At 38.5% G+C, this 16,724-nt stretch carries 13 protein-coding genes and 1 pseudogene; 7 read left to right on the forward strand and 7 right to left on the reverse strand.

What is annotated here, in order from left to right:
* Positions 1-46 precede the first annotated feature (46 nt).
* The 3 genes and pseudogenes from H5203_RS07490 to H5203_RS07500 form a co-directional block, all read right to left on the reverse strand.
* The gene (locus H5203_RS07490) at positions 47-961 is read right to left on the reverse strand and encodes a diguanylate cyclase (RefSeq protein WP_145234892.1); all 915 of its coding nucleotides are present in this window, start codon (positions 959-961) and stop codon (positions 47-49) included.
* Positions 930-4,715, reverse strand: a complete 3,786-nt coding sequence (locus tag H5203_RS07495; protein WP_182819544.1) for a PAS domain-containing hybrid sensor histidine kinase/response regulator — start codon at positions 4,713-4,715, stop codon at positions 930-932. The genes H5203_RS07490 and H5203_RS07495 overlap by 32 nt, the downstream gene beginning before the upstream one ends.
* 66 nt (positions 4,716-4,781) lie before the next feature.
* Positions 4,782-5,039, reverse strand: a pseudogene (locus tag H5203_RS07500) (PhoH family protein); the annotation flags it as partial.
* A gap of 85 nt (positions 5,040-5,124) precedes the next feature.
* Between H5203_RS07500 and H5203_RS07505 the strand changes: the two are divergent.
* From H5203_RS07505 to H5203_RS22830, 7 genes are all read left to right on the forward strand, one after another.
* Positions 5,125-6,615, forward strand: coding sequence for a site-specific integrase (locus tag H5203_RS07505; RefSeq protein WP_008113382.1), 1,491 nt, complete (start codon positions 5,125-5,127; stop codon positions 6,613-6,615).
* Entirely contained in the window at positions 6,599-9,370 is a 2,772-nt protein-coding gene (locus tag H5203_RS07510) for a hypothetical protein (RefSeq protein WP_013465872.1), read from the forward strand. The genes H5203_RS07505 and H5203_RS07510 overlap by 17 nt, the downstream gene beginning before the upstream one ends.
* Positions 9,367-11,451 (forward strand): hypothetical protein, encoded by a 2,085-nt coding sequence (locus H5203_RS07515; protein WP_008113384.1) that lies wholly within the window; start codon positions 9,367-9,369, stop codon positions 11,449-11,451. The genes H5203_RS07510 and H5203_RS07515 overlap by 4 nt, the downstream gene beginning before the upstream one ends.
* Positions 11,448-11,912, forward strand: a complete 465-nt coding sequence (locus H5203_RS07520; RefSeq protein ID WP_008113385.1) for a hypothetical protein — start codon at positions 11,448-11,450, stop codon at positions 11,910-11,912. The genes H5203_RS07515 and H5203_RS07520 overlap by 4 nt, the downstream gene beginning before the upstream one ends.
* Positions 11,913-12,134: 222 nt before the next feature.
* Entirely contained in the window at positions 12,135-12,512 is a 378-nt protein-coding gene (locus tag H5203_RS07525) for a MerR family transcriptional regulator (protein WP_008464133.1), read from the forward strand.
* Positions 12,513-12,572: 60 nt separating this feature from the next.
* On the forward strand, positions 12,573-12,962 hold the full coding sequence (gene merC, locus H5203_RS07530) for an organomercurial transporter MerC (protein ID WP_182819545.1): 390 nt from the start codon (positions 12,573-12,575) through the stop codon (positions 12,960-12,962).
* Positions 12,950-13,168 (forward strand): GDCCVxC domain-containing (seleno)protein, encoded by a 219-nt coding sequence (locus tag H5203_RS22830; RefSeq protein WP_008109710.1) that lies wholly within the window; start codon positions 12,950-12,952, stop codon positions 13,166-13,168. Before merC ends, H5203_RS22830 begins: the two co-directional genes overlap by 13 nt.
* A 22-nt stretch (positions 13,169-13,190) precedes the next feature.
* On the opposite strand, the gene H5203_RS07535 is transcribed toward H5203_RS22830, so the two are convergent.
* The 4 genes from H5203_RS07535 to H5203_RS07550 are packed head-to-tail and all read right to left on the reverse strand — an operon-like array spanning position 13,191 to position 16,724.
* A complete protein-coding gene (locus tag H5203_RS07535) occupies positions 13,191-13,730 on the reverse strand; it encodes a manganese efflux pump MntP family protein (protein ID WP_182819546.1) in 540 nt (179 codons plus the stop codon).
* Between the two features lie 51 nt (positions 13,731-13,781).
* Positions 13,782-14,513: a Qat anti-phage system TatD family nuclease QatD gene (gene qatD / locus H5203_RS07540; protein WP_008109706.1), complete on the reverse strand. Its 732-nt coding sequence runs from the start codon at positions 14,511-14,513 to the stop codon at positions 13,782-13,784.
* Entirely contained in the window at positions 14,510-15,844 is a 1,335-nt protein-coding gene (qatC, locus tag H5203_RS07545) for a Qat anti-phage system QueC-like protein QatC (protein ID WP_182819547.1), read from the reverse strand. Before qatC ends, qatD begins: the two co-directional genes overlap by 4 nt.
* On the reverse strand, positions 15,837-16,724 hold the full coding sequence (locus H5203_RS07550; protein WP_008109702.1) for a hypothetical protein: 888 nt from the start codon (positions 16,722-16,724) through the stop codon (positions 15,837-15,839). The genes qatC and H5203_RS07550 overlap by 8 nt, the downstream gene beginning before the upstream one ends.

Genomic DNA, 16,724 nt, shown 5'->3' on the forward strand with positions numbered 1-16,724 from the left:
AGAGTGGAGCATATTCACTCTTTATTTGCTGTAATAACTGACTTTACTAACTTGCGTCAATAACTCGAGCGATAATTTTATCGCGACCACTATCTTTAGCTTGATATAAACCTAAATCGGCTTCTTCAAGTAATATATGCTCAGCATAAACTTGACCAAACTCAGTTGTAGCAACCCCAATACTTATCGTAATGTGAGCGGCATTGAGTGATGCTTTATGCGGTATAGCAAGCGCATTAACAGCATCTCTGAGTTTATTAGCAAATTCCAATGCCTCGTACTGGTTGATGTCGGGTAATACTGCAGCAAATTCTTCACCGCCGTAGCGCGCAACAAAGTCAGTACCTCGCTCACACGCTGCAACTAATGCATGTGCAACACGTTTAAGGCAGTCATCCCCGGCACGGTGGCCATAACAATCGTTGTAACGCTTAAAGTGGTCTATATCTATTAATAGCACCGATAACGGTGTACCAGCTCGACGGCTGCGACGCCATTCTCGCGATAAGCTTTCATCTAAATAACGCCGATTAGGTATTTCTGTCAGCCCATCAATTGAGGCGAGCATTTCTAACAAATCATTTTTTTGCTTGATCAATAATTGATTACGCACTCGTGCACGTACTATTGCGGGACTAAATGGCTTAGCAATATAGTCCATTGCGCCTAATTCAAACCCTTTCGCTTCATCATCATGGCTTGTATTAGCTGAAATAAAGATAACTGGAATAGCGTGCGTAGTTGAATTTTCTTTTAACTGAATTAATACCTCATAGCCATTAATGCCGGGCATTACAATATCGAGTATAATTAAGTCAACCGCCGTTGATTTAACAAATGTCAGGGCTTTTTCACCACTTTCAACTAAAAATATTTCGTGATCATTCGCTAATGTTTTTTCCAACACTAATCGATTTAATGGGTCGTCATCAACGATCAGTATTTTGGCTTTCTTCAACATTTACTGAGCCTTGTATTTGAATGTATCTATTTACTTGTACTAATTCGAACTCTAACTGACTCAGGGATATTTGCCCTACGTCTGGTGTCTTACGTAGTCTACTTTCTAATTGCTGAGCGGTAGCACTTAGGCGATTAAAGCCAAGGTTTCCTGACACACCTTTAATACTATGCACTAATCGTTCCAACGCTTTTGTTTGCATCGGCACTTTTAATTGCTGCAGATGGCTTACACACAACTTAGCAAGTTTACCCAACATAACCTGTAGTAAATCATTATGGCCCGAGAATTGTTCTAATGCAAAAGAATGATTATAAAAAACAGCGCCGGTAATTTTCAGCTCATTTATCGCCGCTAATAACGTCGCTGCAACTACTGGTTTTGTTAAATGTTTATTCATACCCACTGCAAGTGAGCGTTGCTCGTCAGCTGCTTCACAATGCGCAGTTAGCGCAAAAATAGGTAATTGCTGTTGATCATAACGTTGTCGCAATAAAGCGGTTGCTTGCAACCCATCGACTTCTGGCATTTGAATATCCATTAAGATCAGATCAGGCATGACTTGTGCAACCAAATCTATCCCTGCCATCGCCGAATTTGCTGTCATGACATTAATATGTGCTTGGCTTAAGATATTACTAATAATATCTAAATTAAGCTGATTATCATCAATAACTAACACTAGTAAGCCCGCAACGTTGAGTTTACTCTCTGCCGTTGTCAGATTTACATCAGGGCGTTTAGATACCGGCTCAACTTGCTGTATTCGTTGTACTAATGCAGAACTTTTCACGCTGCACATTTGCATACCTTTAAGAGTAGGCAGCGGAGTATTTGGAGCATTTTTAACAACATAAAGCTGCGTGTTATTACTCATCAATGCTGTTTTTATATTGTCTCGCGTTATTACTCTCGGTAGATCAACGTCATTAATGATGATCCGCTGATAATCTGCTAATACAGCGTGGTCTGTTAATTCAGCTAACTCAGAAAATTCTAGCGGTTTTAATGGCGCTAATGCGGCAGGTAAATTAATTCCCCGCTCAGAATGAATCACTAAAGTATTGTGCCAGGCGATAGGGTCGATTTGAGCGGCAACATTAAAGGTTATAGTAAAGAAAAACTCACTACCTTGGCCTTTATTACTGACAACTTTAATTTCAGCTCCCATTAATGCCAATTCGTGTTTGACTATAGCGAGCCCTAGACCAACGCCTTGATGGGTGCGAGTGAGTGATTCGTCGCCTTGCGTAAATGCGTCAAATAATCGACTCTGATCAGCTTTATCAATACCGATCCCGGTATCAATCACTTTAAAACACAGAGTTTGTTTTGTTGGCGTCAATTCAACGGCTGTTATTTTCAAAGTGATACTGCCATGTTCAGTAAATTTCACGGCATTGGTTAGTAAATTACCGAGCACTTGCTGTAAGCGAATGTAATCGCCGACTAACTGCGGAGCAATTAGCGGATCAATATCGATATTAAAAGCCAAATACTTTTGCTGGCAGAGCCCTATTAATACACTCTCGCAGCTGTCAACAAGTGCAACTACAGCAAAATCAACTAAGTCTAATTGCACTTGGTTATTTTCGATTCGCGCAAAATCAAGCATTCGATTAAGCATGGTTAATAAACTTTGCGCAGCATTTTTTGCTTGAACTGCATGCTGTTGCTGCTGCGCTGTTAAGCCTTGCTGAGTTACCATATCAATAAGGCCTGTCACAGCATGCAGTGGCGTGCGTATTTCATGGCTTAAGTTAGCAATAAATCGGCTTTTGGCCTCGGTTGCCCGCTCGGCATCTTGTTTGGCCTGAGTCAATGCACTGACATCTTGAATATGAATAACATAATAGTAAGGTGCTTGTTGCTCATCCCATACTAAAGAGACACTCAGCTGCCACCAGCAATTTAGCTCTTCTTGTCCTAAAGTAAGATGGTAAACTTTCTTTTTCTCACTCAGCAATAAAGCTAAAAGCGTTGCTATTTCTTGCCACTGTTGCCGTGGAAATAAATCCACTAATAATAAATCCTGCTCAGTTTTATCAATCTTAAAAATCTTTCGCGCAGTTCGATTAAGTTGTAATACGGTCTGTTCAAGTGAAAGTAAAATCACCCCATTAGCTGCATACTCTATGGCGCTGCGAAACTTAGACTCTGACGCTTTTAATGCCAAAAGAGCTTGTTGTTGGGCGGTTATATCCCGGCCAATTCCCATTGAACCTAGTAACTGATTTTGATCGTTATAAAATGGCGCGATGGTTAATTGAAAGGTTTGTAGCTGGGTTTCAAGTCGTTGCTCAGCTTTCATTTTGGTTGTTAAAACTTGTTGCTCTAATTCACTGATCTGGCCATTATCATCACTAATATCACATAACTGCTGACCAACTAACTGCCCTTGCTCAATACCTATGTATTGTTCATAAGCACGATTACATCCTAAGAATGAGCCATCAATGTTTTTAAAATAAATAAGATCTGGCACACTATTGAGCATAGTATTCAATAATGCTAAATGGCGTTCTTTAGCCTCATAACTGCGTGCGAGTTCACGGGTCTTTATTTTTACTTGATCATCAAGTTCACTATTTGCCTGCTGCAATGAGTTTACCAACTGCTGATTTTTGTTAAGTACCCACTTGATTCGGCTAAACCACGGCTGCCAGTTTGCTGGTATATGATAATTTGAATAATCTTTATAATGCTCCTCATTTTGCTCAAGATACGCCATTAAATATGTCATGGGTTTCACAAAAATACGCTGGCTTAACCATAACAAGGTACTGAACATCATCACTAAAAACATACTCAAAAAAGTAAGTTCAATTAATACATCAGTTACAATCGGTGAGGCTAATTCATCATGTGATGCAAAATAACCCGCATAAATTGGTAGCTGCTTTTGCGCTTGTAAAAGAGTGAGATTACCCTGATTATCTAATTCTGCTAATGACGCTTTAGCTGAAGGCCAATACTCCGCTAATGGCGTGTCTTCTTCAATATCGTAAAGTGAGCTGATAATGACGTGCTGCGCACTATTTAAAAATATATATTCGCCACTGCGCGGCGATATTTTTTTTAGCCATTGCGATACTGCCGATAAGTCATAAATCAAAATAATATAATCTTCACTGCCCTGCTCACGCGCACGCCCTATTGATAAGTAATTTTTACCAGCCACCTCTACTATCGCACTTGATGTCAGTGAATTGTCAGCCAGTGCTGGGCGCAACTGGCCATCCAATACTTGAGTTAACATTAGGCTATCTTCATCACGACGACGTTTTATATAAACAAAGCCTTGCTCATTAACATAAGCAACTGCCGATAAGGATTGAATTAACGATAATGCGGTATTAAAAGCAGGTCCCAAGGCGATCACTTGCTGCCATTGAGCTATCGCATTAGGAGTGGTCGAAAACTTACCTTGCCCGACAATTTCACCGCCTCCATCAGGGATTTTTCGGTAATAATAATTCTCTTGCTGATTAATATCTTCAAGCCATTGCGGCTCAAATTGATACGACAAAGGTTGCTCGTATAAAGAGAACAGTGTGTTGATCAAGCCATCAGCACCATTCATAGCATGCTCAACTTGCGCTGCTATATTGGCAAAATCCGCTTCACGTTTAGCAACGGCGCGATCTAATTTAATATTATATAAGTGTAAACATAATAGAAAAGCCACCAGCAGCGGCACAATAAGTGCCACAGCCAGTGAACGATAGTAATGTTTTAAAGGTAGAAAATTCAATCTACAATCCGATGCTTGGCGCTAAATTTGTCAACAAGGTTAGCGAGCCAAGTGGGACTGCGCAAGTTATAAATTTTCTTCCGCAAACGATGCTAAACGGCTTCTCACCACACCATTTAAGTTAACCGTGGCGCTGCCTTCAAAATCTTTAAAGCGCTCCACAATATAAGTTAAACCAGAAGTAACTGGAGTTAAGTAGTTACTATCTATTTGCGCAAGGTTACCAGAGCAAATTAACTTAGTACCTTCACCACAACGGGTAATAATAGTTTTCAGCTGTGAGGCGGTAAGGTTTTGGCTTTCATCTAAAATCACCCCCGAATTGATATAATACTATCATACCCTCAATAAACTTGAACAAAAAAGTTTTTACACACATACTCTAGCTAAGAATCAAAGGTGAACGAAAATGATACTTCGAAATACAACAAAAACTAAAATAATTAAAACATCAGTCAACTTTGGAAAAGGAATGTCTTTTCACCTCGATAAATCAGGGCAACCTATTAAGACTGAAAAAGGCATCAGAACTCACTCATATAGGCACGATAAAATAGAACCTAATTTTCCAGTGCTATATCACCCGACTCGCTTCACCGAATGCCAAGAAATGAACTTATTTTTAATGCACCGCTTTGAAGGTCATTTCAGTCTCAAAAAGAATCAAATAGACAATGAGGCTTTTAGTGACGCTTATCATGCCAGCCAACCGGGAAAGCCATTAGATGTTAAGTCTGTTCGCAGTATAGCTAAGCACTTAAAAGCTTTCTTAGATTGGTTGGATAAAGATGATGCATCCTATTTTGAAGTAATAGCTGCACCACTTTCAAAACAATCTGTAGATGATGATATTTCTAGGTTACCTGTGTGGAGATATCACAAACATTTATGTGAAAGAGTCGAAACCAAAGATAAGTCTAAACGCATAAGCTTTAACAGCGCTCAAGAACGAATTAGAGCTGTTAAAGCATTCTATATATGGAGCCATAAGCGCGGAGCTATAGATAGCCTCCCCTTCTCACTTGAATACAAACAGGTACGTATTAAATCGAAAGCTAAATCAGGTGTCAGTTCGTTGTTTCAATTACCTACCAGCAACAATCGTTCTGGGGGCTTATGGAAATGGGTCAGTAATTTGAGCATTCCAAATACATTGAAACAAAAAGAAGACTCACCAGACAAAGGTCTACAACCATATTCTCCAAAAGAACTTAAACAGTTACTGGAGACGAATACAGCTCAAAAAGAGACTTATAAACTTTATTTGCAGTGTGCCTTGTTAGGTGGACTTCGATCTTTTGAAATTTCGGCCATCGACCAGAAAGACCTCTTTAACCCTGATGAAAAAGAAAACGAGAAACGTATTCCAAAATTGAACATTGTACGAAAAGGACATAAGCCAGTGAGATTAACAATAGCGCGAGTTCTAATGAAGCTTTTGTACAATCACACTTTGACAATTCAAAATATGAAGCGACGTACCAAACATGAGACTAATCATGGTATGGACAATAGCGAACATCCGCTTCCTTTGTTTATGAATAGTTCAGGATCGCGGATAAGCGAAGATACACCGGGGAATACTATTTCCATAGTTAGAAAAGAACAAAGGAAGCAGGGATTAGAAATACTATTACGCACATTCCATGACTTACGCGCTACCTTTGCTACTTATGTCGCTAAATACCTAATTGACAAAGGTGAATCAGAAAGTTCCATCCGACAAACACTAATGACTTTGATGAGTCACGAAAGCTTTAAAACAACCAAACGTTACATCGACTTTGCCAAAAGTGTATCAGTGGATGCATACGGAGCGATGTCAGAGTGGGTAAAAGATATCTACGGTGATGTTAACGAATTGCTTATGCGTGAGGCTGAAGATGCTACAGCAAGTTAAAACGCGGAAGTCCAATCGTATTCCTGCTAGATTTAAACCTCATTCAATTGTTCTAGCCGAACAGTTAGACGTTTTATTTAACAGGGCATATGACAAAGAAAGCAATATTAGCACAGGTGACGACACTGCTATTTCAATGAGTCGCTTGCGGAATGCTTGTGTCAGTTTACAGCACATTCTTCCTCTAGCCCTTAATAAGGTTAGTGCAGATACTGCGACATCAATTCAAACTTCGGGATTAAATGCTCTATCAGACTTTGAAATTTGGCAAGAACTGGAATACTTTTGCATTAATGAAATAAATGATGTCAAGCTACCTAGTTATGCTACTCGTATAGAAGAAGCTTTAGAAAACATAGCTAAGTTTCATTTTTATGATAACGCTATCAACGCTCCTTTTAGGCTAGTAAATGGGGCTACTTCAATCGACATAACTAAATTATTCGAACTTGAATTCCATCAAGTAAAAGAGACTCGTAAATTACTAAAAAAATATCTGGACTATCTCGTCCTTCCAGAATTAAGCCTCAAAGATTCTTCTATTAGAGACAACATCCTCAAAACTGCGACTGCTATTATAAATATTTGTCTACATGATACTTTTAAGAATACTGAACGCGTCAAACTGCCATTATTGGCAACATTAAAGGATAGGGAATTCGTTTCATCATTTATATGCAATCACAACTTCCGTACTTTTTTAAAATTTATACTACCCGATGTGTGGGGTAAAGCTAGAGTCAATCAATTTAAAACTGAAGCCGAAGTGATAGGGTATGCACAAAGCATATCATCCAAATTTGGCAATGAAGTTGATGCTTTTTTGAAAAATCAGATAGCAAGCGCTTCGGAAGCTAATACAACAAGAGTTAGATCCTCAACTTTATCATTTCCAAGGTGGTTGAATAGTGCTGGTAGCGTAGCATCACCAATAATTAAGCTGCTTAGTGAGCGTGGAATTCAAGGGTTTGCAGAAAATGGCCTTCAGGGATTTAAATACCTTTATAAGCATTACCAAGAAGAAACTCAAAATAACCAGCAGTTTTTACTGCTACTAAACGCTGCATTGGACCTTTACCACTTTGTTACGGGTGAAAAAATCGCAAAGGAAAGTTTATTACCCTACTCATTGGGCTATTACCTTAAAGAAAGTGACACTACCGAATGGCAGAAGCATGAGTGGGTATATGACAATGCCTATAAATTTTATCAAAACCTAGTCGAATACCATAAAGTTTTTACAAAGCGAATTGATGGCGAGAGCATAGGCATCGTCACTCTCAAAGGTTACATAGGTAGTATGGCTAGAGCATTGAAAGAAAATGCATCATCATTAACAGATGAACAAATGAAGCTTATTGCCAATCATGGGGTTCATGCTTTTGTTGAAAATAACTGTGAGATACTAAAGGCTATAAGAGAGGCAATTCAACTAAAATCAAAACAAGGCGATTTGTCGGTTTTTGTTGGTAATCAATATCAGAGCGCTATCGACAAATTACTATCGTTTTATGGTCTAGATACTATTAAAAGCTTTCCGGTCAACACCGAATTAACTGCACAACATCAAGAGCAACTCTCTCAGAATCAAGATAAGCTCTACTCATATAGAGAAGTAGTAGAATTAGCATATTACATAGAAAAAGGGCTTTCTGAGACCTTACTCACAATTAAAGACAAAGTTACACTTTATGCAGCAAAAGTCATATTGAAAACTGGTTGGAATTCAACTCCTACGCTAGAGCTTGATACTGACGACTTGTTTTTCTTTAACACGCCATTACATTCAAGTAAAACTCCTGCTCTTCGTTTATTTAAACGCCGAGCTAATTATCAAACACAATGGCATAAATTTGAAATTAAAGCCGAAGATCTAGAAAAAGAAGGCGTCTTATACGGCGACGTTGTCGAACCAGTAATATTTGATATTAAGGCTGCGACTAAACTTACGTCTATTTACCGCCCTTCTATTGAGAACCTATCAAAAAGAATTTTTGTTTTTCCCAAAGTAAATAGTATTGGAGAAGTAAAGATTCAATTATTAACAGCATCACGTTTCAAGACCACTATAGATAGGATATTGACTGAGCTTGGGTGTGATATCGTATTTAATTCGCAAAAGATCAGAAAATCAGGGCTTAACTACATTTACCGAAAAGTTGCCAAAGAATTTAAGTGGTATCAAAAAGCTGGCAAGCACTCTTATGAAACGTTCTTGCGTCATTATTTAATGCAAGATAACAAAGATGTTGCAATGACAATCAACAGAGCGACAAAAACAATGGCAGACTATTTTGTTCGCGATGTTACCGACAAAGTAATCATTTTGCAGACTCCACCAGAAGACGGTAAAAAAGTCCCGAATGGCACATGCATTAACTCAAAAGATAAATCCGCAGTAGTGGCATTCGAATCACAAAACAGGAAATTATTAGACCAGCGAGATACAAACGAGCATGCATGTGCCGACTTTAACGCATGCTTGTGGTGTCCGTTCTATCGCTGTGTTGCTGACGCATTGCATGTTTGGAAACTTTTGTCATACCGGGATTTTGTTGTTGCTGATATGGAAAACTCAGCCGCAACATTTGACTCTATAACAGAGCAACTGGAAAACATAGAGCAGTTGAAAAATAGGGTTAACGAAATATTAGCTGATATTGCCAAGCTTAATGCTCAAGCTGTGACTGATGGAAAAGAACTATTGAGAACAGAGGGTATTCATCCTCATTGGAAAAACACAGGTTTGCTATGACCAAAGAGATAACTAAAACAAAACTACTTGATATCGCTGTTGTAAAAACACATACAGGTCAAATCACTATAAAACCTTTGGTTCAGGTGTTAGAAGATTTTAAAGTTGATGATACTAGCGCTTTTAATTCGATTGCTTTGTGGGAAAACAGAGCATTGAATATTGCTAAACATGGCACTATTCACTTTGGCGATGACACTTGGATAAGCTATGAAGAAACGCAAAGAAATGTGAATTTTAAAGGTGTTGATGAATTAGCATATCAAATTCGAATTTATTCACTAATTAAACTCACACATGGTGATGTTGTAGGCGGTAAACCTCTAAAAATCTCTACACTTCAAAATGATGTAACGTATCTAAATTTATTTGCAGCCTTCTTAAGACAAAGAGGTTATCACTCATTTCATGAGTTGGAGTTCAAATCTGACTTAGTTATTAGGAATCTCATAAAAGACTATTTATATGAAGTCAGGAAAATAGCTATTTACAGACAATCACACTCATTTACTAAACTATTTGACGTGCAGCGCAGCTTTCGTCTTTTTGGCCCTAAGGTGTGTAGTGTTTTTATTGATGTACTTAACCAACTAAACGAGTTACACCATCCGAGACCAGTCACTTATTCGCACCCTGTCATTCCTACTAAAGTAATGAAAAAAATTCTGAAGTTTGCAGAAAAAATAGTTGAAAACTCTAAGGATAAGATAGAACGATGGCTAGAATTAAATGCACGCTTAATAGATAGTTTAAATGAAGGCTCCGTTGAACCACCGCCCAAAATTAGTACAGGTGAGCTAATAGCAAAACATGTAAGAAACTTACCCGATGAAGTGGAATTCATTCAATTATCCGAAGAATTAGAAGATTTAAAATTAGCCACATACATTAATATCTTGGCCTATACAGGCATGAGATATAACGAAGTACTTACATGCAAGGTTGGCTGTGCCAATTACAAAGATGATATTTATTACATTACGGCAATCATGACCAAAACCGACAACAGTAAGGTTGAGATGGAATGGTTTTCAAACGCTGAAGTACATGAGTGTGTTGGTATTTACGAAAAATATGTGTTCGGTATGCAAGAAAGGGCAAAAGCTGTACTTTCTTCATGCAGAGCCAATATAACAAGTAGTCAAGCACACAACTTGAAAGAAGGGTTAGAAAGAAACCGTCTTTTCGGGGTTTCACATAGTAGCTGTAGTGTTAGTTTTAGCGATGCTGGGCGATTCACAAAATTTGAGGTTAAAAACAGTGAAAACATTGAGCTTTTTGACTTAACTCTAGACGATGATGATATAGCAGAGCTTGAACGCCTTGAATCTAACTACAAAGAAGTTAGAGGAGAGAATAGAGGTGTCCCATACGAAGAAGGCGATACGTTTAGATTAACCGCTCACATGTTTCGACATACGTTGGCCTACTTTGTCATTGCCAATAAATTAGGTGAGCTTGATGATATTAGATATCAATTTAAACATTTAACCAGCCTAATGACGTTTGTTTATACTCGAAGAGCATTTTTGGCCTCAACAACTTTAATTAAAACTACTGAAGAGTTTAATGAGATTTTAATTGACCGTGTTGCAGAAGAGTTAATAGATGAAGCCGAGTCACAATCACTTAAAGGTGGTGCTGGTGAGCAAATTAATAAAACATCTAAAGATCTGATAATAGGTATTACTGATAGTCAAAGTAAAGATTCGACTGTGATTAAGCAGATCCATTTCAGTTCAATTGAAGAACTGAAAAAATTTCTCGTCAAAAATATTAAAAACATACGTGGCTTGCCTACGGGGTACTGCACTGCGGGAGAAGCTTGCAAGATAAAAGGAGCAGGAATCCCTAGTGGCTGTGTGTATTGTGGTAGTAAAATCATTACCAAACGCCACAAGGTCAATTGGCAAGTGATAAAAAAAGATGCGACCCAGAAACTAGAGGCATATGCAGCATCAACCACAGAAGAGCAAGAAGATTACGAGCTATTTGCTATTCACTGGAAAAATAATATAGCAGCAGCTGACTATGTATTAGATGAAGGCAAAGCGCATACAAACCAAGGAGAACAAGCATGAGTAGCGCATATGATGATATAAAACGTGCTTTTGAAGAGATGAAATCTGATGGCAGCAAGATAACCAAAAATGCAGTAGCAACGAGAGCTAAAAGAAATATTGCGAATCTATCTAAAGAAGAAGAAAAATGGGTAAAGTTACGAGAAAGTATTGAAAAAGCTCAATTAACTTGGGAAGAAAAAAATAAAGATAATTTAATAAAACAACTCAGAACAAAGGTAGCCGAACTAAAAAGCAAGCTTGCTAAAGAAAAGCAAAAAAATAATATCGGCACTAAGGAAATCGATAATAAAGATACAAAGTTATTAGTGTTGTTGAGTGAAATGTACGCAGAAATAGATAAGCTCAAACTGATTAATGCCGATTTACAAAATCAACTTCAGCATTCAGGGCAACATACAGAAATAAGAGTGGATACGTCTACTGGTGAAATTATTGAATTAGTTTCAACGAAACAATAGATTAGATGTAGTAGCTCATATCTCAACTTACAGTTTTGTTGATTAGGCTTAGACTTCACCTGACAGGCAGCAAGAGCGAACAAGAGACGGTCAGAGTGATCTGGATATGTGAACTTAATTCTACAAAGAGGACGCTTAGCGACCCCGTTCATGCAATAAAATTGAGTTTAGGCAATCCGCATTAATTGTATAATGATATTTCTGCTTCTAAAGAGTATGTTTATGAGAACCATTGGAAAACTGGCAAAAGATTTAGATATCAATGTTGAAACAATCCGTTTCTATGAGCGCCAAGGTCTGATAGAGCAACCTTTAAAACCAGAGTCTGGTTACAGAATGTATGGCGATGCCCTTACCAGTCAACTCAAATTTATTCTGAAAGCTAAAGCATTAGGGTTTACGCTGAAAGAAATTGAATCGCTTATGTCACTAAGTGACAGTTGCGCTGATATTGAGTCGATGGGGTTGCAAAAACTTAATCTCATTCGTAATAAAATTGCTGATTTACAGCGATTAGAGAAAGTAATTCAAGATATGACAGATTCTTGCAAGGCCAATCAAGACCCTCAATCCTGCCCGGTAATAAATTCACTTAAATAGCTATTGACCCCGTACTTATGTACGGAGTTTATACTACCTTAAAAATTGAGGTAGATAGTTATGATCAATAAAATTCTAGATAAAGTAGGTTCTGGTGGCGTTTGGCTAGCCGCCCTTAGCTGCACAGCATGTTTTCCTGCACTCGGCTTATTGGCATCTGCTCTTGGGTTAGGTTTTCTTTCACATTTTGAAGGGATAGCGGTGAACACCTTATTGCCATTATTTGCTTCACTAGCGTTGTTAGTTAATTTCTATAATTGGTATCAACATCGAGATTCATTGAGAGGCGTTTTAAGTGTCATTGGCCCAATTGCAGTATTGCTGACCCTTTATCCTTTATGGCAATACGACTGGAGCACTTACTTATTTTACTTTGGGATCATTTGGATGGTCGTAATGTCTATTTTAGATATTGTTAAGCCCATTAAGGAACCAGTATGCAAGGTATAGAACTAGAATCTAAAATCACTTGCCCTGAATGTGGATTTAGCAAAGTTGAAACCATGCCTACAAACGCTTGCCAATGGTATTACGAATGCGAAAGCTGTAAAGCACTACTTAAACCGTTAAAAGGTGATTGTTGCGTTTATTGCTCTTATGGAACAGTTAAGTGTCCTCCTATTCAAGAAGGCAATGCATGTTGCTCAGGTAAGTAGCCTAGTATTCGGTGGTTCTGTGTCAACCAAGTAATATCTTAAATGCGATTGCGATTAACACTAAACCACCAAATAGTTCAGCTTTAGATTCCAGCCATACGCCACTTCTTTCGCCGATATTCACACCAATCCAGCTAAAGGCAAACGTCGTGACGCCTATTATCAAGCAAGCTACGGCTATATCTACCTCAAGCAATGTGATTGCATAACCTGCCGCCATTGCATCAATACTGGTGGCAAGAGCAAGAACAAATAGCACACGATGAGTAACATTAGCAATATCTTCTTCAATTCCTTCAGATTGGGACTCATAAATCATTTTGCCACCGATAAATACTAGCAAAATAAAAGCTATCCAAGGTGCATAATCTTCAATCCAAGATGATAAACCTTTACCGCTGTAATAGCCTAAAAGAGGCATAAAGCCTTGGAAAAAACCAAAATAAGCAGCGGCTTTAATAAAGAGCTTTTCAGCATTTACTACTTTTTTAGAACCTAAGCCTATGGATACTGCAAACGCGTCCATACTGAGTGCTATAGCTAATACAAATACTTCAAACAAACCGATTAAACCTGAATAAAATTGTTATAAGATTACGTGACGTATAATTAGTTACTTGACTGATGTTAAACACCTAAGATTTACTGACAATTTTTCTATTATCAAAGCCTTATTTTTACACCAAATTTCAGCCAGATATTCAGTAACAGTGCCAACACTTGAAGGAAACAGAATATTCCCCGCCACTTTGGCGAAAGGTCCATCAGTTTCGAGTAGAACTCTATCTTGAGGTATCCACGATATTACTTTTTTAGCTCTGGCTGAAGTTAGCATGGCTGGCCCAATAGAGAAGAAACAGCCTAGCTCGACGGCTTCTAGAACTTGCTTCTTAGTACCTAAAAACCAATGAAGAATAGAAGTACCAGCATTGGGATGTAACTTAAGTTGTTCAAGAACTTCACCAGTCGCGTTAAGACTATGGATAGTTAGTATTTTGTCATCAAAGCCTTCACATTTTTTTAGAATATGCGTGAAAACCTCTAATTGATCATCAAAGTAATCAGCGTAACCTTTTGAGCCATCCAGTCCAATTTCTCCAATATATCTAGTTCTATCAACTAGCTTATCGAATAGTGCTAATTCATTTTTTCTTAGATGAGCAAGTTGAGGGTGAAGCCCCAAGGCCGTCTTACAGTGTTTTATGCCACTTGTTAACTGGACAGTACCTTCAAAAGCTGAAGGCACCGTAGTTACTGATAGCACGTAATAATTACTGCTTTTTATGTCGTTCAATACCTCTTGATGATCTGGATATAAATCAACGTGGCAATGAAGATCCATCATGACGATTTATCCGCTTGGAGAAATAATTCAACCTCTGCCAATCCTCGCTTAATAGTTGATTCTAATTTTTCTCGTATATCTTTTTCTTGTGGTATTGGCCCTGAACTTCGAAGCCAAGAACGATAGTTATCGGATTGTTTCAATCTAATAATGGCAGTTTGAACCGCTTGGAGATCATCGCGAGTATCTTTTTCTTTGATAAGATCTCTCAACCGCTTTGTCTTGTATGGCGCATCTTGTGTAAAACCAGCATGAAAAACTGACGCTCTTCGAATAAGGCAAGGTACACAATGCCCACACTGTTTATGTTCTCTGTGCCAATGACTGCATGAAACACTTAGGGGAACTGCTTTTCTAATTGCGTCTTGATCAACACATTCCGCTAACATTTCACCTTTAGTTTTGAATTGATAGGGGTTTACAAATTTGACATGAAACCCAGTGTCTCTAAGCAAAGATTCAAGCCTGCTTAGAAAATTAGGATGAGTAGTTCTAGTGCTATGGCTACCAATCCGTCTTCTGGTAAGCGGCGGATTTATAGAAATATAGCCATTCTCTGGGACGACAATAGTTTCAATACTGCTATCGCAATTAGCATTTCTTAAGGCTGATATACCAAGTACCGCCATAGCTAGGAAGTTAAAGCTTCTTCCCCTCATACTAATGTCAGTTTTACCTTCTAAGTGCTTAATAATATGGGGAGACATTGAATAGGACAATTCGCCGAATGGCGGGGATAATAATTGCTTAATGTCTTCTTGCTTAGCGCCATCACCACGATAAGCGTGACTAACCAAGAGAGGCTTTAAATCTGATTCTCCGTTCAAAATATCAATTGCACCAACTGCGCTATCAAGACCACCAGAAAAAAGGCAAACAGAGTTGAGTCCAATTAATGATTTTGCTTTTGCTTTCGCTTGCTCACTTGCTTTAGGAGTCGGCATCGGCATAGTTGTTTTTTCAAAAGTAAACAGCCATTGATCGCCTGTAAGAAAGTTGAGCAAAGAACTCAGTTCAGGTTCTACAAAATTCCACATATCCTCATCAGTTACAGGAACATGCAAATGCATTTTTCTAGCCCATGCATTTTCTGCATTATCCCTTAATTCAAATGTATCAGCAGCGGTAACGGCGGTAGCAATTGTTATCAGATCTATTGAATCAGCATCTACATTCAATCCTAAATCACGAACTGTTTGTAGTAGTTGTTTTGACACCAAGCTGTGCTTAGTGATGTCATTTTGATGCGTATGAAACATTTGGACAGGATGACAATCATCAGAAAAGTCAGGCAAGTTAGCAGGGTCATGGTTAAAGTAAAAATTAGTCATTAAAGCTCTCCCATTCATCAACCGTCATAGCAATAGCATCGGCTTGAATTTTAGTAATATTTTCTTTGCTAATAGTACTGGGGTTGCCATTAGTTACTTTGTCTAACTGCTCTTGTGTAATCACTTTTATTAGTTCCCTTAATTCAACTTCCATTTGATGATGCTTGCTTGCTGGCTCAACATGAAACCAAGCTCTGCCCATGCCTTCAACCACATCCTGAAAAATAAGGTCTGTTAAATAACAGCCTATGGCTTCTTGGATAACTTCGTCAGTAAAACTGTTTGGGTCAAATTCTTCTGTATCGGGGAGTGCTTCTTCTAGTGCGTAATCCAACGCAACTCTTACAGCATCCGAATCGGCATTATCAGGCGCTAAATGGCTAGCAATTTTGTCGATTGCTTGATCAGTCGATAGCCCAGTTAGATCACCTAATGATAAGCTTTGATTATTAACCGTTACGGTGTCGCCACGCATGACACCAAGCAATCCAGAACCAGCAGTTATGCCGCTTGATAGTCTCCTGCTTGTGCTTTTACCTCCGCCAGAGCCTTTTCTAGAGTAACTTTTTAATGAACGCCTTAGATCTGAGGTTGAGCCACCTGTTTGCGCATATTTACCAAATGCTCTTCTGGCACTGGCAAACCTATTTGGAGGCGGTGTTGCTGTAGGTGAACCACCGATTTCTTGTTGAACCTTGTCATTGTCAATATCATTGCTATTGTCATTCTGATCATCAGCTTGATTATTATCAGAGCCAGCTTGCTCATCCCCATCAGTACCTGATGCAGGTTCTATTGTGACAGGATCTCCTTGCTCTGCCCAAGATGGAATAAGTGGACTCTTATTATTTGGTCCTGTTGACGATGCGGACGTACCCAT

The sequence above is a fragment of the Pseudoalteromonas sp. SG41-1 genome (assembly GCF_014164575.1).
Taxonomy (GTDB): Bacteria; Pseudomonadota; Gammaproteobacteria; order Enterobacterales; family Alteromonadaceae; genus Pseudoalteromonas; species Pseudoalteromonas rhizosphaerae.

What these genes read in the sequence shown, in the direction of transcription:
- H5203_RS07505 (WP_008113382.1), top strand. Translation starts at nt 5,125, where the DNA reads ATGATACTTCGAAATACAACAAAAACTAAAATAATTAAAACATCAGTC.
- H5203_RS07550 (WP_008109702.1), bottom strand. Translation starts at nt 16,724, where the DNA reads ATGGGTACGTCCGCATCGTCAACAGGACCAAATAATAAGAGTCCACTT.
- H5203_RS07525 (WP_008464133.1), top strand. Translation starts at nt 12,135, where the DNA reads ATGAGAACCATTGGAAAACTGGCAAAAGATTTAGATATCAATGTTGAA.
- qatD (WP_008109706.1), bottom strand. Translation starts at nt 14,513, where the DNA reads ATGATGGATCTTCATTGCCACGTTGATTTATATCCAGATCATCAAGAG.
- H5203_RS07520 (WP_008113385.1), top strand. Translation starts at nt 11,448, where the DNA reads ATGAGTAGCGCATATGATGATATAAAACGTGCTTTTGAAGAGATGAAA.
- H5203_RS22830 (WP_008109710.1), top strand. Translation starts at nt 12,950, where the DNA reads ATGCAAGGTATAGAACTAGAATCTAAAATCACTTGCCCTGAATGTGGA.
- H5203_RS07490 (WP_145234892.1), bottom strand. Translation starts at nt 961, where the DNA reads ATGTTGAAGAAAGCCAAAATACTGATCGTTGATGACGACCCATTAAAT.
- merC (WP_182819545.1), top strand. Translation starts at nt 12,573, where the DNA reads ATGATCAATAAAATTCTAGATAAAGTAGGTTCTGGTGGCGTTTGGCTA.
- H5203_RS07515 (WP_008113384.1), top strand. Translation starts at nt 9,367, where the DNA reads ATGACCAAAGAGATAACTAAAACAAAACTACTTGATATCGCTGTTGTA.
- H5203_RS07510 (WP_013465872.1), top strand. Translation starts at nt 6,599, where the DNA reads ATGCTACAGCAAGTTAAAACGCGGAAGTCCAATCGTATTCCTGCTAGA.
- qatC (WP_182819547.1), bottom strand. Translation starts at nt 15,844, where the DNA reads ATGACTAATTTTTACTTTAACCATGACCCTGCTAACTTGCCTGACTTT.